General features: G+C 74.4%; 20 protein-coding genes, 4 tRNA genes and 1 pseudogene. 7 read left to right on the forward strand and 18 right to left on the reverse strand.

Features of this window, described 5'->3' with window-relative positions:
- Positions 1–2: 2 nt before the first annotated feature.
- The gene (locus I8N68_RS02600; protein ID WP_200207138.1) at positions 3–1,403 is read left to right on the forward strand and encodes an ATP-binding protein; all 1,401 of its coding nucleotides are present in this window, start codon (positions 3–5) and stop codon (positions 1,401–1,403) included.
- A complete protein-coding gene (locus tag I8N68_RS02605; protein WP_200207144.1) occupies positions 1,391–2,296 on the forward strand; it encodes a Gmad2 immunoglobulin-like domain-containing protein in 906 nt (301 codons plus the stop codon). The genes I8N68_RS02600 and I8N68_RS02605 overlap by 13 nt, the downstream gene beginning before the upstream one ends.
- Positions 2,297–2,534: 238 nt before the next feature.
- Here the strand turns inward: I8N68_RS02605 and I8N68_RS02610 are convergent.
- From I8N68_RS02610 to I8N68_RS02630, 5 genes and pseudogenes are all read right to left on the reverse strand, one after another.
- A tRNA-Gln gene (locus tag I8N68_RS02610) sits at positions 2,535–2,606 on the reverse strand.
- A gap of 33 nt (positions 2,607–2,639) precedes the next feature.
- Positions 2,640–2,712: transfer RNA gene (locus I8N68_RS02615), tRNA-Arg, on the reverse strand.
- A gap of 34 nt (positions 2,713–2,746) precedes the next feature.
- Positions 2,747–3,103 (reverse strand): annotated as a pseudogene (locus I8N68_RS02620) (RtcB family protein); the annotation flags it as partial.
- 5 nt (positions 3,104–3,108) lie between these two features.
- Positions 3,109–3,181 (reverse strand) — tRNA-Glu (locus tag I8N68_RS02625).
- Positions 3,182–3,210: 29 nt separating this feature from the next.
- Positions 3,211–3,283, reverse strand: a tRNA-Pro gene (locus I8N68_RS02630).
- Between the two features lie 615 nt (positions 3,284–3,898).
- Here I8N68_RS02630 and I8N68_RS02635 point away from each other — a divergent pair.
- Positions 3,899–4,519: a DUF6058 family natural product biosynthesis protein gene (locus I8N68_RS02635; RefSeq protein WP_200207145.1), complete on the forward strand. Its 621-nt coding sequence runs from the start codon at positions 3,899–3,901 to the stop codon at positions 4,517–4,519.
- Here the strand turns inward: I8N68_RS02635 and I8N68_RS02640 are convergent.
- The 4 genes from I8N68_RS02640 to I8N68_RS02655 all read right to left on the reverse strand — a co-directional run bounded on the left by I8N68_RS02640 (position 4,494) and on the right by I8N68_RS02655 (position 8,279).
- Positions 4,494–6,503, reverse strand: coding sequence for an elongation factor G (locus tag I8N68_RS02640; RefSeq protein WP_200207147.1), 2,010 nt, complete (start codon positions 6,501–6,503; stop codon positions 4,494–4,496). The two genes, I8N68_RS02635 and I8N68_RS02640, sit on opposite strands and share 26 nt — an antisense overlap.
- Positions 6,504–6,657: 154 nt before the next feature.
- Entirely contained in the window at positions 6,658–7,503 is an 846-nt protein-coding gene (locus I8N68_RS02645; RefSeq protein ID WP_200207150.1) for a hypothetical protein, read from the reverse strand.
- On the reverse strand, positions 7,500–7,760 hold the full coding sequence (locus I8N68_RS02650; RefSeq protein WP_200207152.1) for a hypothetical protein: 261 nt from the start codon (positions 7,758–7,760) through the stop codon (positions 7,500–7,502). The genes I8N68_RS02645 and I8N68_RS02650 overlap by 4 nt, the downstream gene beginning before the upstream one ends.
- A gap of 105 nt (positions 7,761–7,865) precedes the next feature.
- Positions 7,866–8,279, reverse strand: coding sequence for a VOC family protein (locus I8N68_RS02655; RefSeq protein WP_307812520.1), 414 nt, complete (start codon positions 8,277–8,279; stop codon positions 7,866–7,868).
- A gap of 104 nt (positions 8,280–8,383) precedes the next feature.
- Here I8N68_RS02655 and I8N68_RS02660 point away from each other — a divergent pair, with 104 nt between their 5' ends.
- Positions 8,384–9,577: a spore photoproduct lyase family protein gene (locus I8N68_RS02660; protein ID WP_200207154.1), complete on the forward strand. Its 1,194-nt coding sequence runs from the start codon at positions 8,384–8,386 to the stop codon at positions 9,575–9,577.
- On the opposite strand, the gene I8N68_RS02665 is transcribed toward I8N68_RS02660, so the two are convergent.
- On the reverse strand, positions 9,565–9,960 hold the full coding sequence (locus I8N68_RS02665) for a hypothetical protein (protein ID WP_200207155.1): 396 nt from the start codon (positions 9,958–9,960) through the stop codon (positions 9,565–9,567). The genes I8N68_RS02660 and I8N68_RS02665 overlap by 13 nt on opposite strands.
- 280 nt (positions 9,961–10,240) lie before the next feature.
- On the opposite strand from I8N68_RS02665, the gene I8N68_RS02670 reads away from it, so the two are divergent.
- Entirely contained in the window at positions 10,241–11,026 is a 786-nt protein-coding gene (locus I8N68_RS02670) for an alpha/beta hydrolase (protein ID WP_200207157.1), read from the forward strand.
- A 64-nt stretch (positions 11,027–11,090) separates the two neighbouring features.
- Here I8N68_RS02670 and I8N68_RS02675 read toward each other — a convergent pair whose 3' ends face one another.
- A complete protein-coding gene (locus I8N68_RS02675; protein WP_200207158.1) occupies positions 11,091–11,597 on the reverse strand; it encodes a DinB family protein in 507 nt (168 codons plus the stop codon).
- Positions 11,598–11,710: 113 nt separating this feature from the next.
- Here I8N68_RS02675 and I8N68_RS02680 point away from each other — a divergent pair, with 113 nt between their 5' ends.
- Complete coding sequence (locus I8N68_RS02680; protein ID WP_200207159.1) at positions 11,711–12,748, forward strand: M36 family metallopeptidase; 1,038 nt, start codon at positions 11,711–11,713, stop codon at positions 12,746–12,748.
- A gap of 41 nt (positions 12,749–12,789) precedes the next feature.
- Here I8N68_RS02680 and I8N68_RS02685 read toward each other — a convergent pair whose 3' ends face one another.
- Positions 12,790–13,647, reverse strand: coding sequence for a M15 family metallopeptidase (locus tag I8N68_RS02685; protein ID WP_372433668.1), 858 nt, complete (start codon positions 13,645–13,647; stop codon positions 12,790–12,792).
- A 79-nt stretch (positions 13,648–13,726) separates the two neighbouring features.
- A complete protein-coding gene (locus tag I8N68_RS02690) occupies positions 13,727–15,046 on the reverse strand; it encodes a D-alanyl-D-alanine carboxypeptidase family protein (RefSeq protein WP_200207160.1) in 1,320 nt (439 codons plus the stop codon).
- Between the two features lie 219 nt (positions 15,047–15,265).
- On the opposite strand from I8N68_RS02690, the gene I8N68_RS02695 reads away from it, so the two are divergent.
- Complete coding sequence (locus I8N68_RS02695; RefSeq protein ID WP_200207162.1) at positions 15,266–15,511, forward strand: hypothetical protein; 246 nt, start codon at positions 15,266–15,268, stop codon at positions 15,509–15,511.
- A 73-nt stretch (positions 15,512–15,584) separates the two neighbouring features.
- Here the strand turns inward: I8N68_RS02695 and I8N68_RS02700 are convergent, their stop codons facing one another.
- The 5 genes from I8N68_RS02700 to I8N68_RS02720 all read right to left on the reverse strand — a co-directional run bounded on the left by I8N68_RS02700 (position 15,585) and on the right by I8N68_RS02720 (position 21,333).
- Positions 15,585–16,856 (reverse strand): D-alanyl-D-alanine carboxypeptidase family protein, encoded by a 1,272-nt coding sequence (locus I8N68_RS02700; protein WP_200207164.1) that lies wholly within the window; start codon positions 16,854–16,856, stop codon positions 15,585–15,587.
- A gap of 160 nt (positions 16,857–17,016) precedes the next feature.
- Entirely contained in the window at positions 17,017–17,436 is a 420-nt protein-coding gene (locus I8N68_RS02705; RefSeq protein ID WP_200207168.1) for a protein-tyrosine phosphatase family protein, read from the reverse strand.
- A 96-nt stretch (positions 17,437–17,532) separates the two neighbouring features.
- Positions 17,533–18,180, reverse strand: coding sequence for a carboxypeptidase-like regulatory domain-containing protein (locus I8N68_RS02710; RefSeq protein WP_200207170.1), 648 nt, complete (start codon positions 18,178–18,180; stop codon positions 17,533–17,535).
- 13 nt (positions 18,181–18,193) lie between these two features.
- On the reverse strand, positions 18,194–19,963 hold the full coding sequence (locus I8N68_RS02715) for a DUF4012 domain-containing protein (RefSeq protein WP_307812522.1): 1,770 nt from the start codon (positions 19,961–19,963) through the stop codon (positions 18,194–18,196).
- Between the two features lie 104 nt (positions 19,964–20,067).
- Complete coding sequence (locus I8N68_RS02720; RefSeq protein WP_200207172.1) at positions 20,068–21,333, reverse strand: glycosyltransferase family 4 protein; 1,266 nt, start codon at positions 21,331–21,333, stop codon at positions 20,068–20,070.
- Between the last annotated feature and the right edge of the window lie 76 nt (positions 21,334–21,409).

Here is a 21,409-nt window from a genome sequence, read left to right on the forward strand (position 1 = left end):
TCATGGCCGGGCGGGTACCCGCGGGGCGCCTGCGGCGCCGGCTGGTCATCGCGTTCGTGCTGATCGCCGGGGTGTCCGCGGGGGTGCTGGCCGGCGGCTCCTACCTGATGCTGCGGCAGGCCCGGTTCGACGGCTCGCTGCAACGCGCGGCGGCCGACGCCCGCTACCAGCTGGTCCTCGCCGGGCAGTTCCTGCCGCTGACCGACGCCCGCCGGGCGGACCTGCTGGCCAGCTTCGAGGGCAACGGGCGGCACGTCCTGCTCGTCGCCGGGGACACGACGGCCTCGAACCCGCGCTACGCGCCGACGCCGGGGCCCGACCTGCGGACCGCGGTCGCCTCCGGGCAGCTCGCCTACCAGCGCTCCCCCGACGGCGCCCGGCCGCACCTGCTCGTGGTCGGCGGCCGGATCCCCGGCTCCACCGCCGAGCTGTACGTGGTGACCGTCGAGGACGACGTGGTCGACGGCCTGCACCAGCTCCGCACCGCGCTGGCGGTGGGCGGGGCGGGGGTGCTGCTGCTCGCCGCCGCGGTGGGGAACACCCTGGCCCGCCGGACCCTGGAACCGGTCGGACGGGCCAGCCGGGCCGCCCGGGCGGTCGCCGAAGGACTGCTCGACACCCGGCTGCCGGTGCGCGGCCGGGACGAGTTCAGCGCCTGGGCCGCCTCGTTCAACGAGATGGCCGCGGCGCTGGAGACGAAGATCGACGCCCTGTCCGCGGCCCGGGCCCGGGAGCGGCGGTTCACCGGCGACGTCGCGCACGAGCTGCGTACCCCGGTGACCGCGCTGGTGGCGGCGGCGTCGCTGCTCGCCGAGCAGCTGGACGCGTTGCCCGCCGACGCCCGCCGGGCCGCCGAACTGCTCGTCACCGACGTGGTCCGGCTGCGGCGGCTGGTCGAGGAGCTGATGGAGATCTCCCGGCTGGACGCCGGACGGGAGGTGCTGGCGGTGCGGCCGGTCGACGTGGTGGCGCTGCTGCGCGGCATCCTCGACTCCCGCGGCTGGACCGGCCGGGTGACGGTGACCGGCGACGCGACCCCCGTCGACACCGACCCGCGCCGGCTGGAACGGGTGCTGGCGAATCTGGTCGCCAACGCGGTCGAGCACGGCGGTGGGGCGGTCCGGGCCGAGGTGCGGCGGACCGCCGGGGTGGTGACCGTCGAGGTCAGCGACGAAGGACCGGGGATCCCCGCCACGCACCTGCCGTACGTGTTCGACCGGTTCTACAAGGCCGACCCATCCCGTACCGGCCCCGGCAGCGGCCTGGGCCTGGCCATCGCCCGGGAGAACGCCCGGCTGCTCGGCGGGCGGCTGGGCGTCCGCAGCGAGGTCGGCCGGGGCACCCGGTTCGAGCTGGAGCTGCCCGTCGAACCGCCGGAGGAGGCCGACCGATGCGACGCCTGACTGTTGCGCTCGCGCTGCTGGTGCTGCTCGCGACCGGCTGCGCGCCGGCCCGGACGGGCACCCTCGGACCGGCGCCGGCCGGCGCCTCCCCCACCGTGAGCGCCGCCCCCACCAGCGCGGGCGCCGGCCCGACCCCGGCCACCGGCGCGCCGAGCCGCCGTCCCCCGGCCACGTCCCCGGGCACGACGACGCCCGCCGCCAGCGAGGAGCCCAGCCCGAACGGGACGATCACCGTGCAGCTCTGGTTCGCCCGGGACGGGAAGCTGGTGCCGACCCGGCGCACGCTGCCGGCGACCCTCGCCACCTCCCGGCTGGCCCTCACCGAGCTGGCCGCCGGCCCCTCCGCCGCCGAGGCGGCGGCCGGCCTGACCACCGTGGTACCGGCTGGCGGCCAGGTGGTCCGCATCGCCGACCGGGTGGCGACGCTCGCCCTGCCCGCCGGCTTCGACGCCGGCGACGCGGCGACCGTACGGTTGCGCCGGGCGCAGGTGGTCTGGACGCTGACCCAGTTCCCCACCGTGGGACGGGTCGCCTTCACCCCGGGCGACGCCGCGCCGACCGGGCGGGGGGCTTACGCCGACCTGCTGCCGGCGATCGTGGTGACGGCGCCCGCGGTCGGCGACCGGCTCGCCAGCCCGGTGACGGTGACCGGCACGGCGGAGGTGTTCGAGGCGACCGTGAGCGTCCGGGTCCTGGACGCGGGCGGTCGGGAGATCGGCACGGCGTTCACCACCGCCGCCTGCGGCTCCGGCTGCCGCGGCGACTACCGGGCCACCGTCGGCTACCGGCTGGCCGCGACCGGGCCGGGCACGGTCGAGGTGTACGAGGTGTCCGCCCGCGACGGGCGCCGGATCAACGTGGTGCGGATCCCGGTCCTGCTCACCGCCCGGTGACCCGCCCGCCAGATCGGCCCGAAACGGTTCCGTTTTCCACGAGAGCTGCGACGCTGATCATATTCCCCCAAGGTCCGCAGGGAGCACCTGTCCACGGCCAACGCCGTGCACCTGGGCTGAACCGCCCGCGACGCACGACGCGGCCGCCGGCCACCATCGCACGGATGGTGGTCCGCGGCCGCGCCGCATTCCGGTGGACGGCAGGTCGAGCTCGTGGCCGGGCTCGACGGGCCTGCTGCTGCGAGCGGAAGATTCGAACTTCCCTCTCCTGTTCCAGAGACAGGTGTGCTGCCGACTGCACCAGCTCGCAAGGGTTCCACTCCGCCGTCGCGGATGCGGACCGTGCCCCGACCAGGATTCGAACCTGGGCTCTCCGGTTTCGTAGACCGGCGCGCTCTCCGCTGCGCCACCGGGGCGTACGACCGGCGCCCCCCTCGGGCGCCGGTCGGTCTAACCCTTCACGCAGACCACCTGCTTGAGGTGCGCGACCACCTCGACCAGGTCGTCCTGCTCCGCCATCACCTTGGTGATGTCCTTGTACGCGCCGGGGATCTCGTCGACCACCCCGGCGTCCTTGCGGCACTCCACACCGGCGGTCTGCCGGATCAGGTCCGCGGTGCTGTACGTCCGCTTCGCCTGGCCCCGCGACATCCGCCGCCCGGCACCGTGCGAGGCGGAGCAGTAGGCGTCGGCGTTGCCCTTGCCGCGCACGATGTACGAGCCGGTGCCCATCGACCCCGGGATGATGCCCAGGTCCCCCCGACCGGCCCGGATGGCGCCCTTGCGGGTCACCAGCACGTCCACGCCGGACGTAGGCCGTACGGGACTCGAACCCGTAACCGCCCGGCTGAGAACCGGGTGAGCTGCCCATTGCTCCAACGGCCCGTGCGGGGACGATGCGGAACATCCCCTCGTCCGGGACCGGGGAATCGAACCCCGTGTCTCTCGCGCCCAAGGCGAGCGGGTCAGCCAGCTCCCTCGTCCCGGATGTGTCACCCCGGCCGGCGCGTCGGGGCGCTGGCCGGCGTCGTGCTCATGTCGTCCACTGTGGAGTTGATAAGGAGCGACGTCGCCGGCCACGGCCAGGACGGTGTCGAGCAGAAGGAATCCGGTGCTCGTCCGGTTCAGCGACGCCCCTCGGGCGGGCACGGGTGACGAAAAACCCGCCCGGTCCCCTCGCGGGGCGGGCGGCTGCGCGTCTCGCGCCGGCGCTAGTCGCGCCGCCACCCCGATTGCCAGCGCTGCTGCCGGCACAGGCCTCGTTCGCCGGCAGGCAGCAGAGCACCGCCGCGCGGCATGGGCCGCGGGGCCTCGGTGCGGCTGTGCTGCGACACGGCGTACTCCCTGGGTTGATCCGGTTGACGTTGCCGATTGACGGTAAGCCCACCGCGGTGTGGGCGCAATTGATATCCGCCCGCCGCGCTGATTGACTCCGGCGGAGGGCAACGAGAAGGGGCTGGACGACGCCCGACGGCACCTGCTGCCCGGGTGACCGTGGCGGCTCACCGGGCCCTCGCCGGCCCGGCACGGTTCGGCCTTCGCCGAAGGATCGACGCCCTAACGTCACCGGCACGGGAGCGGGTGCGGGACGGAAGGTGGGCAGTGGAACTGAGGCGACGGGTGGCGGAGCGGTACCTCGAAGTCAACGGGGACCACCCGATGACGGCGGCGGACGACGAGTACGTCAGCGGGCAGTTCGTGGTCCTGGAGGCGCTGTGCGCCGGGACCGGTCGGGACCCGGACGACGTACGCCGGCTGATGCTGGACCGGCGGCTGCCGCTGCCGGGCTATCTGCGCTCGGACGGCGCGGAGATGGTCCCGGCCGACCTGTTCGCGTTGGCCGAACGGGCGGGCGGCCCGGAGCGGCTGGCGGCCTGGTTCACCGGACACTGGGCCGACCCGGCCACCGGCGCGGCCGAGTGGGAGGCCTACCTCAGCGGCCGGTACGTGTGTCTGCACTCGGTCGCGCCGGAGAACATCCGGCGCAAGGACGAGCTGACGGCGGCGATCCGGTCCGCGCCGGACGAGCCGGACGCCGGCTCGACGGCGTGGTCGGCGCGGCTGCACGCGCTGGTGGACGACCTGGATGCGCTGGAGCCCGCCTTCACGGGGTACGACCGGCTGCGGTTCGGTGGACCCACCTCCCGCGACACCTGCATCGACGCGGTCCGCGCCCGTTACCCGCGCCCTGGGCCGGTCACCGCTGCTCGGGGCGGGCGGTGACCCGGCGGGCGACGGCCAGCAGGTAGTCCTTGCGGTTGAGCGGGTTGTGGTCCCAGCGGGTCCGGCTCGGCGCCGGGCCACGGACGAGCCGGTAGTGGGCGAACTCGGATTCGAGGACGCCCTCGCCCCGGGTCAGGCTGGGCAGTCGCTGTTCCAGCGCGTGCACCCGCACGGCGGGCACCTCCCCCTCCACGAGGTAGGACGTGCCGCGCGCGGTGGAGGTGCGGGGCACGGCGTCGAGCCGGGCCAGCACGGGCAGGACCGCGCCGAACAGGTCCGCCGGCACGTCGAGGCGGAAGCGGTGCATCGGCTCGTACACCCGGGTGCCGGCCCGGGCGAGGGCGTCCATCAGCACCAGCGGGGTGAGGTTGCGGAAGTCCCCGGCCGTGCTGGACATGCTCTTGTCGAAGACGCCGTGGGAGTGGCTCTGCCGGGCCCAGTAGCCGCCGTGGGTCAGGGTGATTCGGCAGTCGGTGACCTGCCAGCCGTGCAGGCCCTGCCGGAGGGTCTCCCGGACCGTCTCCTCGATGGCCTTGAGGAAGGCCAGCGGCATCGAGCCGAGTTCGATGCCGAGCCGGAACTCGACGCCGCTGTCGATCGGCGCCGGCTCGATCCGCAGGCCCACCGTGCCGAGGAACGGGTTCGGCTCCTTGCCGATCCACTCGACGGCGGCGCCGACGCCCACCGGGCGTTCGACGCAGACGGGGGTGGTCTCCCGGAAGGTGACCGCCACGCCGTGCTCGTCGGCGAGGGTGGCCCGGATGACCTCCTTCTGCACCTCGCCGTAGAGGGACACCGAGATCTCCTGCCGGATGTCGTCCTGGCGTAGGTTGATCAGCGGGTCCTGCTCGGCGAGCTGGGTCAGGGCGGTGTGCAGGGCCGCCCGGTCGGCCGCCCGGCACGGCACGACGACCGTCTCCAGCGTCGGCGGGGAGAAGTGGTGGCGACCGGCCGGTCGGTCCGGCGGCGTGCCGAGCGGGTCGCCGATCCGGATGTCGTCCAGGCCCCAGAGCTTGGCGATCCGGCCGGCGCCGGCCGCGGGTCGCGGCACGGCGTTGCCGGCCTCGAAGACGCTGATCGCGGTGACCTTGGCCGCCTCGTGGCGCCGGTAGCGGACCCGGTCGCGGACCCGGACCATCCCGGTGAAGATCCGGGCGTACGCGATCTTCTCGCCGGCCGGGCCGCGCTCGACCTTGAAGACCGTGCCGGAGAGCGGCCCGTCTTCGTCGCTCTCGGCCGCAGGCAGCAGGTCGGCGATGCCCGTGATCAGCGCGTCGACGCCCGCCCCGGTGATCGCGGAGCCAGCGAAGACCGGATGCACGCGCGCCCGGCCGGTCTGCGCGGTGAGGACCGAGCGCAGCCGGCCCCAGGTCACTGCGCTCTCGTCCTCGACGTACCCGGCGAGCAGCCCGTCGTCGTGGGTGGCGAGGAGGTCGACCAGCCGGTCGGTGTAGCCGGCGTCGTCGGAGCCGAAGGGGACGCAGCGGGCCGCCCGGGTGCCGGGGGCGTCGACCCGACCGGTGGCGATAACCGCGGGCGTGAGCTTCTCCGCGAGCTGCCGCAGCACCCGCTCCGGGTCGGCGCCCGCCCGGTCCACCTTGTTCACGAACAGCAGCGTGGGGATGCGCAGCCGGTGCAGCGTACGCATCAGCACCCGGGTCTGGGCCTGGACGCCCTCCACGGCGGAGACGACCAGCACCGCGCCGTCGAGCACGCCGAGTACCCGTTCGACCTCGGCGATAAAGTCCGGGTGGCCGGGGGTGTCGATGAGGTTGACGGTGACCCCGTCGACCACGAAGGACACCACGGCGGAGCGGATGGTGATGCCGCGCTGCCGTTCCAGCGCCATCGTGTCGGTGCGGGTGCTGCCGTCGTCGACGCTGCCGAGCTCGTCAATGACGCCGGCGTTGTGCAGCAGCCGCTCCGTCAGGCTCGTCTTACCGGCGTCGACATGTGCCAGGATTCCCAAGTTCAACGTTTTCACGCAGCGTCATGTCCTCTGGGTAGGTGGCGAATCCCTTCTGGTCGGACATCGACGTTGCGCGCATTTCCTGGCTCCTCTGCTCGGGTTTCCTGGTCGGATTGCAGCAGCCGGCCCGGCGGCCGGCAACCGATTAACCCGTTCGGCGTAGAGCTGGTCAGTCCGGTCGGGGCGGCGGGGCGAAGTCCCAGGGCCCTGGACGACGGGCGGCCACCACGTCGACGTGCCGGCGGACCCGCTCGGCGATCAGCCGGGGCTCGGTCGGCGCGTCGTGGGCGGCCAGCACCTCGGCGCGGGCCCGCCGGGCCGCCGACACCAGGCGGTGGAAGTGCCGGACCGCGTGCACGTCGAACCCCGCCGCGCTGTCGGGCTCGGTGCACGACTCGTCGCCGTACCAGTGACCGCCCGCCCGGCCGATCAGGAGCGCCCAGTTGCGCAGCTGCTCGGGCAGGGCCGAGACGGTCAGCACGGATCCGTCGACGGCCAGCCGGGGCTGCGGTGCGGTCGGCAGGTGTTCGACCGGGGAGGGCATGCCGGCGTGACGCTGGTCGTACCAGCGGTCGAGGGCGTCCAGCGCGCCGGCGTAACCGAGTGTGTTCCAGGTGACGGTGCCGGCCGGCCGGGACCGCCAGAGGTGGGCGGCGCGCAACCCGCGGGCCGCCGCGGGCGTGAGCACGGCCCGGGCGGTCACCGAGAAGACCGTCGGTGGGCTGGGCTGCCCCTCCTCGTGGTCGGGCACCATCCGACCCGGCTCCAGCACCAGCAGCGTGTCCGGCCGACGCTGGTACGACAGGCCCCAGAGCAGCCGGCCGAGCAGCCGCGCGCCGGCCAGGTCCGAGCTGACGACGGTGAAGTGGTGCTCCACGCGGACGGCGAACCGGACCGGGTCGGTCGGACGGAGGGTGATCACCTGGTAGGTCCGACCGCCGTGGCACCACTCCCGCCGGTGCAGCCGGAGCCGGGTGGTGAGGGCCGCCGCGGAGGCCCGGTGCTGGTCGCTCATGCCCGGCGGCGGCGGTCGAGGTGCTCGCCGAGTGGGAGATCCGGCAGCTTGCGCCATGTCTTCGGGCGGCGGCCCCGCAGCCGCACCTCGACGACCTCGTCGATCGCCGGGTCGGGCGCGCCGGCGAGGGCGGTCAGCCGCTGGTGGTCGTGGTGGCGGTTGGCCCGGTGCGGGAGGCGCTTGTTGCGGCGGATGGCGCGGCGGGACGCCTTGTCGTTCGCCCCGTAGTCGTTGCGGCGGTCACGGGTGTAGGTCAACACCTTCTTCTCCCGCGGCGACCGATGACGCCCCATCCATCTCCCCCGTCCGGCTGGCCTGTCGACGGCCGGGACGCTAGCGGAGGAACTCCGGGATTGTCGTCGCTATTTCGCCAAGCCGTGCGTCTGGACGTGGTGCGGGTTGGTCATCACACCGAGCACGTTGCCGAACGGGTCGACGACCGACGCGGTGACGAAGCCGTGGCCCCGCTCGCGCGGCGGGTCGTGCACGACGGCCCCGGCGGCCAGCAGCCGGTCGAAGGCCGCCGACACGTCGTCGACGTGCCAGTAGACGACCGCGCCGCCCGGTCGGTCGGCCCCGCCCGGCGGCGCGAAGCGGCGGTCGATCAGGCCCAGCTCGTCCTGATGGTCACCGAGGCGGAACTCGTAGTAGGCGGGGTGGCCGTCCGGGCCGGACCGCTCGAAGTAGGGCTCGAGACCGAGCAGTTCCGCGTACCAGGCGCGGGCGGCGGACAGGTCGTCGGCCCAGAAGTTGACGGTGGCGAGCCCTCGCAGCACGGCGGTGTCCTCTCGTCGATGGCGCTCCTGCCGGCAGGCTAGGACCGGGGTATGACGGAACCGGGCGCACGTGGGATCACCGGCGGAACGGGTATCCGGGCCGGATGAACCGGGACGACACGGACGCGGTGGACGTCGCCGAGCCGCTCGCGGTCGGCGTACCGCCGGCTCCGCACGACGCCAGCGGCGAGCGCGTCCCGACCCGCGACCTGGCCGGCCTCGCGCCCCCGCCGCGCCCGGCGCGGCGGTGGACGCCGAAGCGGGTGGTGGCCACCCCGGCGGCGTGGGACCACCCGCACGGCCGGCGGATCGTCGACCGGGTCGAGTCGCTCGGCATCGAGGTGGAGCGGCTGCGCGGCAACCGGCTGACCGGGCTGCGCGGCGCCACCGAGCGGGAGACGTACGCGCGGGCCAAGTCGACGCTGGCGATCGTGGTGAGCCCGCCGTCGCGGCGGAAGCTGCAACCGATCGCGCCGAGCGCGGACTGGCGTTTCGACCTCGCCGAGGGCTGCCCGGCGCACTGCCAGTACTGCTACCTGGCCGGTTCGCTCTCCGGGCCGCCGGTGACCCGGGTGTACGCCGACCTCGACGACATCCTTGACGGCCTGGCCGGATACGTCGGCCAGGGCACGGTGACCAGCCGGAACTCCCGGCGGGACGCCGAGGGCACCACCTTCGAGGCGTCCTGCTACACCGATCCGCTGGCCCTGGAGCACCTGACCGGCAGCTGGCAGCGGGCGGTGGAGCACTTCGGCGCCTGGGACGCCCCGGTGCAGCTGCGCTGGACGACCAAGTACGACGACGTCGCCGGCTTCGTCGGGCTGCCGCACGCGGGGCGTACCCGGATCCGGTTCAGCGTGAACTGCCGCCCGGTGAGGGGCCGCCTGGAGGGCGGCACCAGCCGGGTGGAGGACCGGTTGGCCGCGCTGCGCCGGCTCGCGCGCGACGGCTACCCGGTCGGGCTGACCATCGCCCCGATCATGCCGTTGCCCGCCTGGCGGGCGCACTACGGCGAGCTGCTGGATCTGGTCGCGGCGGCGGTCGACGGGGTGTCCGGGCTGGACCTGACGGCCGAGCTGATCACGCACCGGTTCACCCCGGGCAGCAAGGAGGTGCTGCTCGGCTGGTATCCCCGGACGACGCTGGAGATGGACGAGGCGACCCGCACCCGCAAGTACGGCAAGTTCGGCGCGGTGAAGTACGTCTACCCGCGGGACACCATGGCCGAGCTGCGGTCGTGGTTCGAGCGGGAGCTGGCCGGCCGACTGCCGGCCTGCCGCGTCCTCTACTGGACCTGAGCGACCGAGGAGCGGACGGTCATCGGCTCCATGAACGGGAAGCGGGCGGTGAGCTCGGCGAGGGTCGCGCCGGCCCGCCACGCGGCGGCCACCTGGACGACCGGCAGCAGGTCGGTGGCATCGCCCCGGGCCCGGACCTCGCCCGCCACCCTGATGTCGATCATGAAGTATCGCGCCTGGGCGCCCAGTCCGACGCAGACGGCCCCGCGCTCGGAGGTCAGCTCGGCGCAGGTGAACCGGCTCCGGCCCTGTTCGGGATTGGTCACCCGGCCGACGTCGAGCTGGTGCTGGGCGGCGCACGCGGTGAGCCCGGACGCCAACCCGCCCCGTTCGACCAGGTCGGGATAGAGGCGCACACCCAGCGCCGTCGACACGTCGCTCATGACTGACTCCCACTTCCTCGTGACAGAGACCAGCGGCGCGCAGGTTACGCGGAGGTTTCCGGCGCGCGTGTGGCCATCCTGTCCCTCCTGGACGGCCAGGGCAATAGGAACGGTCGATTCATCCGCGAATGGGGCGGAACGCCGTTGACACCTGGACGCCGGCCTGGTCGCGGCCGCGGTCGTCGCGAGCGTCGTCGCGGTCGATCTGCGGCAGCTCCGGTACGCGCGCTGACCTGCCGGCGGGAGTGGCCCCGGGCCGGCTCGCCTAGCATCGGCGGGCATGGCCCTCGTACGGTGTGACTTCTTCTCCGAGGCGCTCGGCCTCAGCACGTCGATGACCGTGCTCCTGCCGGAACGCGCCAGCGCGCAGATCGGCCTGGCCGGCAGCGCCGTCGCGGGCGACCCGCCGGTGCTCTACCTGCTGCACGGCCTCACCGACGACCACAGCATCTGGCAGCGCCGCACCGCGATCGAGCGGTACGTGGCGCCGCTCGGCCTGGCCGTGGTGATGCCGGACGCGGGCCGCAGCTTCTACGCCGACGAGGAGCACGGCAACCGGTACTGGACCTTCCTCAGCGGCGAACTGCCCCAGGTGTGCCACGCGTTCTTCCGGCTCTCCGACCGCCGGGAGGACACCTTCGTCGCCGGGCTGTCGATGGGCGGCTACGGCGCGATGAAGTGGGCGCTGCGCGACCCGGGGCGGTTCGCGGCGGCGGCCAGCCTCTCCGGCGCCCTCGACGTGGCCCGGCGGCGGGAGCACCCGACCCACCCGGTGGACCCGGCCGTGTGGCACACCGTCTGGGGCGACCGCCAGGTACCCGGCACCGACGACGACACGGTCGCGCTGCTGGAGCGCGCCGGCGGCGACCTGCCCGCGCTCTACGTCGCCTGCGGCACCGAGGACTTCCTGTACGACGACAGCACCCGCTTCGTCGAGACGGCCCGGCGGCGCGGCGTGCCGCTCACCGTGGACTTCTCCCCCGGCACGCACGACTGGGCGTACTGGGACGCGAAGATCCAGGACGTGCTGGCCTGGCTGCCTCTGCGCCGGGCGGACGCCCACTGAGCACGGCCGCGGCGGGCAGGGCCGTAGCGCCCGTCGGCGGGGACGTCGGTCCCGGCCGATGGGCTCAGACGCCGACGGTGCCGTCGATCGCCTCGCGGAGGAAGTCGGCGTGGCCGTTGTGCCGGGCATACTCGTGCATCATGTGCAGCATCACCAGACGCAGCGACACGTCCTCGCCCCAACGCACCTGGTGGCCGGTCACGTCGAGCGACTCCGCCTCCCGCTCGATGCGGCGGGCGTGCTCGACCTCTCGCTGCCAGGCCTCGAACGCCGCGGACCGGTCGGCCGCGCGCGCGTCGTACGCCTCCTGGTAGTCGCCGGTCTCCGACCAGACCAGCGGGACGTCCTCACCGTTGATGACCCGGCGGAACCAGGCGCGCTCCACCTCGGCCATGTGCCGGACCAGGCCCAGCAGAGACAACGTCGACGGCGGCGAGGACTGCCGGCGCAGCTCGTCGTCGGTGAGCCCGGCGCACTTCAGGGCCAGGGTGGCCCGGTGGAAGTCGAGGAAGGCGCGCAGCGTCTCGCGCTCCCCGGCCAGCAGAGGCGGGCCGATCCGTTCGGTGTCCACGAGGGTCCTTCCTAAGCGACGGGAGGGCAACTGGCCTGCCCGTCGAGGGTTGGCACAGGTCGACGGGGGAGCCTAGTCTCACCCCACGGATCCACTCTCGAAGGGATCATGGAATGCATCCCCACGTCAGACGTTCGGCGCTGGTCGCCTCGGCGGTCACCGCGGCGCTGGTCGCCGGCGGCACGACCGCCCAGGCGGCCGCCGACCCGTATGGCCACACCGCCACCGCCACCGTCTTCGCGCCGAACCCCGTGCAGCAGCTGGGCGACCAGACGCTGACCGATCAGAAGGACGCTGACTACCCGGCGCTGGCCGGCGCGTACCGGTCGGTGCTGCTGACCAACCTGGACGGCTCGGGCACCCTCACCGGCCGGTACGTGGTGGTCAAGAGCAAGACCGGCACGCCGGCCCGGGTGGCCGACGGCGGCTACCCGGCGTGGCACCGCGACGCCGACCAGTTCGAGCAGGTCATGGGCTACCACTGGGTGAACACGGCGCAGGCGTACCTGCAGTCGCTCGGCTTCGGCAGCACCCTGCGGCCGGTCAACCAGCGGCAGATCGAACTGCGCATCGACCAGTTCGGCGGCGACAACTCGTTCTTCCGCGAGGACAAGGCGAACATCACCCTGGGCAAGGGCGGGGTGGACGACGCCGAGGACGCCGAGGTGATCGTCCACGAGTACGGCCACTCGGTGCAGGACGGGCAGGTGCCCGGCTTCGGCACCAACCTGGAGTCCGGCTCGATCGGCGAGGGCTTTTCCGACTACCTGGCCGTCGTGGTGACCAGCTGGGCGACCGGCACGCCGACGAAGACCCCGGAGGCCTGCGTGGCCGACTGGGACTCGGTCTCCTACACCCGGACCGTCCCGCACTGCCTGCGCCGGATCGACGGCACCAAGGTCTACCCGGCGGACATGGTGGGCGAGGTGCACCGCGATGGCGAGATCTGGTCCCGCGCGCTGTGGGACATTCGTACCGCGCTCGGCGACACCAAGGCCACCACGCTGATCGTGGACGCGCAGTTCGACTTCGCCCCGGACACCTCGTTCCGGGACGCGGCGCTGGCCACCGTGGCCGCCGCGCAGCGGCTCTACGGCACCCAGGCCGCCACGGCGACCCGGGCGGCGTTCGTCGCCCGCGGCATCCTCTGACCGGCAGCGCCGTCCCGGCCGGGTGCCGGCCGGGACGGCGCTCACGGTAGTGACGACCGGGCGACCGGGAAGTTGAAGTACGTCCGCGGGTACGGCTCGGCGGTGAACTGGTAATGCCACCACTCCCGCGGATAGTTCTGGAACCCCTGGGCGGTCATCAGCCGCCGCAGCAGCTCCCGGTTCGCTCGGGCGGCACCGGTGACCCGGGCGTCGGCGGTGTGGGCGAGCGGGTCGAAGCAGTCGAACCCGGTGCCCATGTCGACCGAGTTGTCGGGGAAGCGCTGTCCGGGCGGCGCGGTGCAGGCCACCGGCGGCTGCCCCGGCAGGTATCCGGGCTGGGTGGGCGGCGGGACGGGGACCAGGGTGAGGTCCAGTGTGCTGCCCCGGCTGTGCGCGGTCGGCGTGCCGACGTACCCGTCGGCGAAGAGCTTCGACTTGGCCACGTCGGGATAGAACTCGGCCTTCATCTGCTGTTCCCCCGGCAGCTTCGCCCAGGCCACGAAGTCGTCGACGGCGCGCTGGGGGCGGTAGCAGTCGTACACCTTCACGCTGCGCCCCTCGGCGAGCGCGGCGGCCTGCACCCGGCGCAGCGCCTCCGCCGCCGGACGGGTGAGCAGGCAGAGCGGCTCCGGGTAGCCGGCGATCGGACGACCGACGAAGTTGTGTGCGGTGGCGTACCGGATGTCGGTGTGGATGCTCGGATCGACGTCGGAGAGCGCGACGAAGTCGGCCGGGGCCCGCGGCCCGGTGGCGGACGGCGGCGGGCTCGGCGCGCTCGGCGGGCTCGGCGTAGGGGGGCGCGGTGCGGGTTGCTGGCAGCCCGCGCCGACGGCGGCCACGGCGACGAGCACGACCGCCAGGCGCCGGGCGGCGCCGGACGGTCTTCTCCCGCTGCTCACGCTGTCCTGTCTACCGGAGCGGCCGGGGCCGCGACGGGCCAACCCACGGACCGGCCCGGTACGACCGGGGCGGGCGGCGCTACCAGCCCTGACCGGTGGCACCCGAGCTGGCCCGCACGGCGTGCCGGCGACGCCTCGTGATCAGCACCGCTCCCCCGGCCACCAGCATCGCGCCGAGCCCGACGAGCGGCCCGGTCCGGGGCCAGGGTGCGGGCCCGCCGGCCTGGGCGCCGTGCAGCCCGGCACCGCCGGCAAGGGCCGACGGAGGCACCATGCCGGTCGGCGCGGCGCTGCCGGCGGTCAGCTCGCCCGGGCTGACCAGCCGGCCGACGGCGGCGTCCCGCGGCAGTCCGAAACCCCAGTCGAGCAGGGCAGCGCCCTGCTGCCACCCGCGCTGGGTGGGAATGTCCGCGCCGAGCAGGGTCGCCACGAGCCGCCGACCGTTGCGCTCGGCCGCGCCCACGTAGGTGTGCCGGGCCAGGTCGGTGTACCCGGTCTTGCCGCCCAGCGCGCCCGGATACTGGTAGAGGAGCTGGTTGTCGTTCTGGATCTGGAACGGCTTCTCCCGCAGGGCCGGCTGCCCGGGGATCTCGGCGGTGCGGGTCGTCGTGTACCGACGGAAGGCCGGATCGGCGAAGCAGGCCCGGAAGATCAGCGCCAGGTCGTACGCGCTGGTGAACTGGCCCGGGCCGTCCAGGCCGGACGGGGTGACCGCGTGGGTCTGGAGCGCGCCGAGCCGCCGCGCCTCCTCGTTCATCGCGCGGATCCCGCCGGCCTGCCCGTCCGGACCGCCGCCGAGCCGGGCCAGCGCATTGGCCGCCTCGTTGCCGGACTTGAGCAGCAGGCCCAGCCAGATCGTCTCGATCCGGTACCGGCCGTCCTCGGCCAGGCCGACCGCGGAGCTGCCCGGCTCGATGGCCAGGTCCTCGGCCGTCACGGTGACCTCCCGGTGCGGGTCCAGCCGGGGCAGCATGGTGGCGGCCAGCAGCAGCTTCTGCACGCTGGCCGGGACCCCGTACTCGTGCGGGCCGCAGCCCCCCAGCACCGCGCCGCTGTCCAGATCGGCGACCAGCCATGACGTGGCGGTCACCGCGGGCGGCGGGGGCACCGACGGGGGCACCACCAGGCCGGCGGAGGCGAGGGCGGGCCCGCCGACGGTCCGGGCGGCGGGGTCCGCCGGCGGCGGTGGCTGCGGGGGTCGGGTCGCCGGGGCGGACACGTTCGGGCAGGGCGGCACCGTGCCGGCCGGGGCGCGGTGACCAATGCCCGGTCGACCCCCGACGGGGGCCGCGGACGAGCGAACGGCGGCCGTGGGCGCCGCGGCGGCGGCCGTCGGGACGCCGGCGGCGGGCAGCAGCAGGGCGGTGAGCGCCGCGAGCGGCAGACCCCAAGCTCTCATGTTCAGCGACGGTAGCGACGGTTGCCCGATGGGTGGGCCGGTCAGCTAATCCCGCCCACCCCGGATGCCGGGACGCTAGGCTGCGCCGCCGGCCCGGTGACCGGCGGCGCAGTTGCCCGGGCGCGCCGCTCCCCGGCACCGTCCGGGATGGAGCGGCGGTCAGGTGTCGGCGTCCGCCGGCCGGGGTAGCCGGAGGGCAGGACATCGAAGGAGGAGACCATGAGTGACCCCAGGTACGTCCCGCTCGGGCTGGCCGCCGCCGGCGAGTTGACCGAGGAGACCGGCGAGCGCGCGGGCGGCCCCGTGGTCGGGGCGGACGACGCGCGCGCCGACGCCGCCCGCGCCGGGGCGGAGACCGACCTGACGGATGCCACCCGCGACTCGGACGGGACGCCGGTCGGCGACGCGGACGTCGAGGCCGACCGGGCGTGGGCCGCCGGTCAGGACAGCGACCCGCTACCGTGACGGCCAGCGCGTACGGCGTCCGCCGCTGGCCGCGCCGTCGCCGTCGTCGAGCCGGTTCCCGCCAGGGGGCGAGCTACGCGCGGCGGCGACCGGTCGGGCGGGTCCGCCGCCGGCGCGCGACGAGCAGGGTCACCAGCACGCCGACGACCGTGGCCGCGGTGCCGGCGACCGGCACGATGACCCGCCAGTCGCCCTCGGCCATCCGGTGACCGGCGGTCACCGCGGGGCCGCGCCAGGGGGCCGGCGCCGTCGGCGGGACCGGGGACCCGCTCGGGGTGGCGGCCTCCGCCGCGTCCAGCTCACCCGGCTCGACCAGCCGGCCGACCGAGGCGTCCCGGGGCAGGGAGAAACCCCAGTTGAGCAGTTGGGCGCCCTGCTGCCAGCCGCGTACCGGCCGCGCCTCCGCGCCAAGCAGGGTGACCACCAGGCGACGACCGCCGCGCTGGGCGGCCCCGACGTAGCTGTGCCGGGCCAGCTCGGTGAAGCCGGTCTTGCCACCGAGCGCGCCCGGGTAGCGGTAGATGAGCTGGTTCTCGTTCTGGATCTGGAACCCGCCCTTCTTCAGCGTGGGCTGGGCCGGAATCTGGGCGCGCTCGGTCAGCGTGTACCGGCGGAACAGCGGGCTGGCGAAGCAGGCCCGGGCGATCAGGGCGAGGTCGTACGCGCTGGTGAACTGCCCCTTGCCGTCCAGGCCGGAGGGGGTGACCGCGTGGGTCTGTCGGGCGCCCAGCCGGCGGGCCTCCTCGTTCATCGCGCGGACCCCGCCGGCCACCCCGTCGGCGCCACCGCCGAGCCGGGCCAGCACGTTCGCCGCCTCGTTGCCGGAGTTGAGCAGCAGCCCCAACCAGACCGTCTCCACGGGGTAGCGGCCGCCCACGAGCAGGCCGACGGCGGAGCTGCCGGGGGCGATGTCCAGGTCGCCCCGGGTCACGGTGACCACCTGCTTCGGGTCGAGCTTCGGCAGCATGGTGGCGGTCAGCAGCAGCTTCTGCGTGCTGGCCGGGGTGCCGTACTCGTGCGGGCCGCAGCTGCCCAGCACCGCGCCGGTGTCCAGGTCGGCGACGAGCCAGGACGTCGCGGTGACCGCGGGTGGGGCGGGCGCGCCGGCCGGCGTGGCCAGGCCCGGCGTGTCGAGCTGGGCGCCGCCGACGGCGCGGTCCGCGGGCACGGCCGGTGGGGGTACCGGCCGGGGCGGGCGGGAGACCTTGGGCGCCGGCGCCTTCGGGCAGGGCAGCGGCGCCCGGGCGGCCGAGGCGACCTGGGCCGCCGCCGGCTGGGCCGGCACCCCTGGCGCGACGGTCGCGAGTACGGCGGCGGTGGCGGCGGCCAGGACCCGAGCTCTCATGACCAGGCAGACTAACCCGCAAGATCCCTTCGGTGTCGTCGGCCCCGCACCCGACATGTTTCGAGCTAGTTCCGGATGCGCGCTGCAGGGTGCTCCGACCTATCACCGGCCCAGCACGACCAGCTCGACGCTCGGCATGTCCGTCACCAGGGCTGGACGGTCACCCCAGGCGGCGCAGCCAGCGCCGCTGCCAGGGGGTCTCCACCGCCCGGGGGTGGTAGCTGTCGCGCACCCAGTCCAGCGCCCGGTCGGCGGGCAGCCCGTCCAGCACGGCGAGCGCCGCGAGCGCCGTTCCGGTCCGGCCGACGCCGCCCCGGCAGGCCACCTCGACTCGTTCCCCGGCGTACGCCCGGCGCCTCGCCTCGCGCAGCGCGTCCAGCGCGTCGGCGCGGTCCAGCGGCAGCCAGAAGTCGGGCCACCGGATCCGTCGGTGCGGCCAGGCGGGGACCGGGTCGGGGGCGAGCAGCAGGGCGAAGTCGGCGGGTGTGGCCGGATCGCCGATCCGCCGCCCGCGCACCACCGCCCCGCCGGGCAGCGCCACCAGCCCGGCCCGGTCCACCCACGGCTCGCCCGCCCGCACCGCCCCATTGTGCCTGGGCCCGGACGGCGGGATGCCCACCGGACGGTTGTCCGGCGGGCATCCCGATCAGGTCCGGGCCCTGCCCGGTGCGGTCGGTCAGCGGCCACCCAGCCCGAAGCGCTCGCGGCGACGCCAGGCCAGGGTCAGCAGCACCATGAGGGCACCGGCACCCACCAGCCCGCCGCCGAGCTTCATCGGCGTGCTCATGCTCGAACCGGTCACCGGCAGGCCACCCTGGTGCGGCGGCTTGCGCGGCGGCAGGACGTAACCGGTGACCTCCCGGCTCTGGTTGGCGGAGTCCGTGGCCCGGAAGGTGTACGTCCCGACCCGGTTGGGCTTGTACTCGACCGTGAAGGAGCCGGTCGCGTCCGCCGTCACCTCGAAGTCCCGCGGCGCCGGCTGGGGCGCCGCCTTCTGGTACGCCACGGCGGCCATCGCGATGGTGCTGCCGTCGCTGCGGCGGGCGGTGCCCTGGACGGGCGCCGCAGCCGGCACGCCGGCGGAGATCGTCACGTGGATGCGCACCGGCCCGGGCGTGAAGCCGCTGCCCCGCAGGATGAAGACCTCACCCAGCCGGATGGTGATGTCGTCGAGCGCAAGGCTCGGACCCCCCGGGGGTGTGTACGGGGGCTGGGGCGTACTCGCCGACGGTGCTGGTTGCGGCTGGGCCGCCCCCGCCGCCGTCGGCACGGCCGCGACGGCCAGGCCGACCGTGAGCGCCATGATGATGCGGGATAGCCGCATGATGGATTCCCTCCTACTGATCACAGCTTGGTGCGGAAACAACTTGGGTGGTCCACGGGGTGGCGGTTGGGGTGAGTTGCAGTTCGGCCGTGCCGGCGCTGGTCTTCCCGGTGAGCAGCGTGACGTCGAGGGTCCGGGTCGCCCCGGGTTCCACCTCGACCCTCGCGACCGCCACCTGGCGTCGGTGGTCGGTCCCGCTGCCCACCGTGCCGACCTTCCCGTCGAGCCGGCCGGTGAGCACCGCCCCGCCGGCGGGGCTGTACACCGACACGAACGTGCGCGCGGTGTACGGATCGCCGGAGAGAGCGAGACCGGTGACCGAGTCGGACAGGCCCGACCTCGGTGCGGTCGAGTGCACGGCGACCCGGAGCCGAAGCTCCCGCCGGCCGTCCGACTGGCAGTCGCCGACCGTCAGGCTCGCCGAGAAGCGCAGGTAGTAGCCGAGCTTCGCGCCGCTGCCGTCGTTGAGGAACACGCCGACCGTCGGCACGGTGTCCTGCTCGGGGAGCGTCCCGGTCAACCGGCTGTTGCCCAGGACACGCTGCTCCTCGGGATGGACACTCCAGAACAATATCCGACGTTCCACCACAGAACGGTCAAATGCCGACAAAAGGGTCCTTACGTCCACGCTTCTGGTGAGGAACGCGTCGAACACCGCCGCCGCCGAGGCGGCGAAGTAGGCGTCCTGCTCCCTGGTGTCGAGGTCCCGGTAGGCGTCACTGAGCAGCGCGCGAACGACGCCGTCGGCGACCAGGGCCGAACTGCCGGGCACCGTGATGGGTCCGGTCGCCTTGAGCAGGTACGACAGGACCACCGGATCGACCGCCAGGACACCGTCCACGGTGATCCCGGTGCGCCGGCGCACCATCTCGCGGTACAGCGCGGCGGCCGTCGGGAAGTCCGGCCCCAGGTTGACGTCCGCCGGATAGATGCCCGGCAGGTCGTTCCAGAGCCGCCGCAGCGTGGGGTCGACGCGCAGCGGCGGGTTGAAGCGGGCGAGCTCCGCGCTGCTGCCCTGCCGGGTCAGCGCGACCCGGCCGCCGTCGGCCCGGATCACCGCGTAGGCACCGAACATGCCACCGGTCGCCCGCAGCTCCGCGGGATTCTGCGACACCAGGAGGTAGCGCCGGGGCCCGTCCGCACCGAGCAGGGGCGGCAGCAGGCGGGCGGCCTGGTCGGCGGCGCCGGTCAGCTCGGCCAGCCGATCGATGCCGGCGCGCAGGCTGGACAGGGCCTCCTCGAGCTGCGCGAAGAGGTCGTCGGTGGGGACGGCCGCCAGCCGGGACCGGGTCTGCTCCACCGCGCGGTCGGCGCCGGCGAGCTCGACCGAGACCGCCCGGAGGCGGGCCAGGTCGAGGCGTCCCTCGCGGGGCACCAGGCTGGCCAGGTCGGCCCGGAGCAGGGTGGGGAACGCCTGCCGGGCGAGGTCGTCGATGGCCACCGCGATCTGCCGCACGGCCGTCAGGTCGTCCCCGGCGTACGGGGTCCGCCGGCCGAGCCACCAGCCCGGGTCGCCCGTCGCGGCTCGAGCGGCGCCGGCCTGCTCCTGGAGCGCGGCGAGGGTGCGCTGCGCCCGGCCCGCGTCACCACCGATCACCTCGGCGCTGAGTTCCCGCGCGAACCCCGCGGCGTTGAGCAGGTGCGCCCGGGCCTGCCAGCCCCGGAAGCCCACCCACCCGCCGGTCACCAGCAGCAGCGAGCCGACCACCAGGCAGGTGAGCAGGGCTCGGCGTACCCGAGCCGTCGTTCGTCGGCGGGAGCTTCTTCGTCCGCGACGCGACACCCCGCGCTCCGTCACACCACTCTCCACTCCAGAAAACGGACAGAAATGACGTTCGGTCGATTTCTACCACGTATCTCCGGTGACTAAGGGCGGTCTCGCGTCTTTTACGTAGGGAATCCGGTCTGCGAATTTTGTTCGTTTCGCTTTGCCGTTCGGGCGGCCCGCGCCGAGGCGTCGTAGAGCATCTGCTCGATCCGGTCCACCCCGGCCCGCAGCGACATCTCCCGCAGATAGGCCTCGCGTCCCCGGCGGCCCATGTCGGCCCGGGCCGCCGGCGGGATCGCCGAGGCCAGCCAGAACCGGTCGGCCAGCGCCGCCCAGTCCTCCGGCGGGCAGGACAGCCCGGCCCGGGCCCGCTCGACCAGCGTGACCGTGTCCCCGCCGGCCGAGGCGACCACCGGCGAGGCGCAGGAGAGCGCCGCCTGCAACTTCCCGGGCACCATGCCCCGCAACTCGGGCAGGTCCCGCAGCATCACCAGCTGGTAGTCGGCCGCCGCGTACAGCTGCGGCATGTCGACCGGTGAGTGCCGCTCCACGAATCGGACGTTGTCCGCCCGGAGCTCGGCGGCGAGCCCCCGCACCCGCCGCTCCTCCGCGCCCGAGCCGACCAGGACCAGGTCCAGCCGGTCGTCCAGCGCCGCCGCCGCGCGCACCGCGGTCTCCAGCCCCTGCCGTACGCCGATCGTCCCGGCGTGCATGACGACGCAGCGGTTCCCACGGCGGATCAGCTGCCGGGCGGCCCGGCTCGGCTCGGTCGGCTGGAAGATCCGCTCGTCGGTCCAGTTCAGCACGATCCGGACCCGGCCGGGCTCGGCGCCACCGTCGGTCACCAGGTCCCCCATGGACGGCGCGCTGACCGCGATGCCGTCGGCCTCGGCGTAGAGCCGGCGCAGGGTGGTCCCGATCCGCCCGGACCAGCGGCGGCCGTCAACCCCGCGGGACGGCTCCCCCTCGGGCCACACGTCTTGCACGTGCAGCACGGTCGGGACCCGGCCGAGCAGCCGGAGCAGGCCCGCCGCGGCGAACGTGACCGCCGGGAGCTGGAAGACATACAGGGCGTCGACGTCGCCGAGGTAGCGCCGGCCGGTGAGCGCGACGCTGCCGGCAAAGGACAGCCAGCTCGCCATCCGCGCTCCGGCGGACCCGTCGCCGCCGGCGTACCGGGGCACCCGGCGGACGGTCAGCCGCTCGCTGTGCGTCTGGTGCCGCCAGCGCTGCTGCCAGCCCGGATAGACGTGCCCGCCCGGGTAGTCCGGGAAGCCGGTCAGCACGCGGACCTCGTGCCCGCGCGCGGCCAGCTCCTCCGCCAGGCTGCCCGGGATGAAGGCCGGCTCCGGCGGGAAGTGGTACGACAGGATGCCGATCTTCATGCGTCGGCCCCCGGCGCGGCTTGCCGGTACGCGGCTCCGCGCACCCCGTACGATGCCGACAACCCCTCTGCGTCCG

The sequence above is a fragment of the Micromonospora coerulea genome, from assembly GCF_016598485.1.
Taxonomy (GTDB): Bacteria; Actinomycetota; Actinomycetes; order Mycobacteriales; family Micromonosporaceae; genus Micromonospora; species Micromonospora coerulea.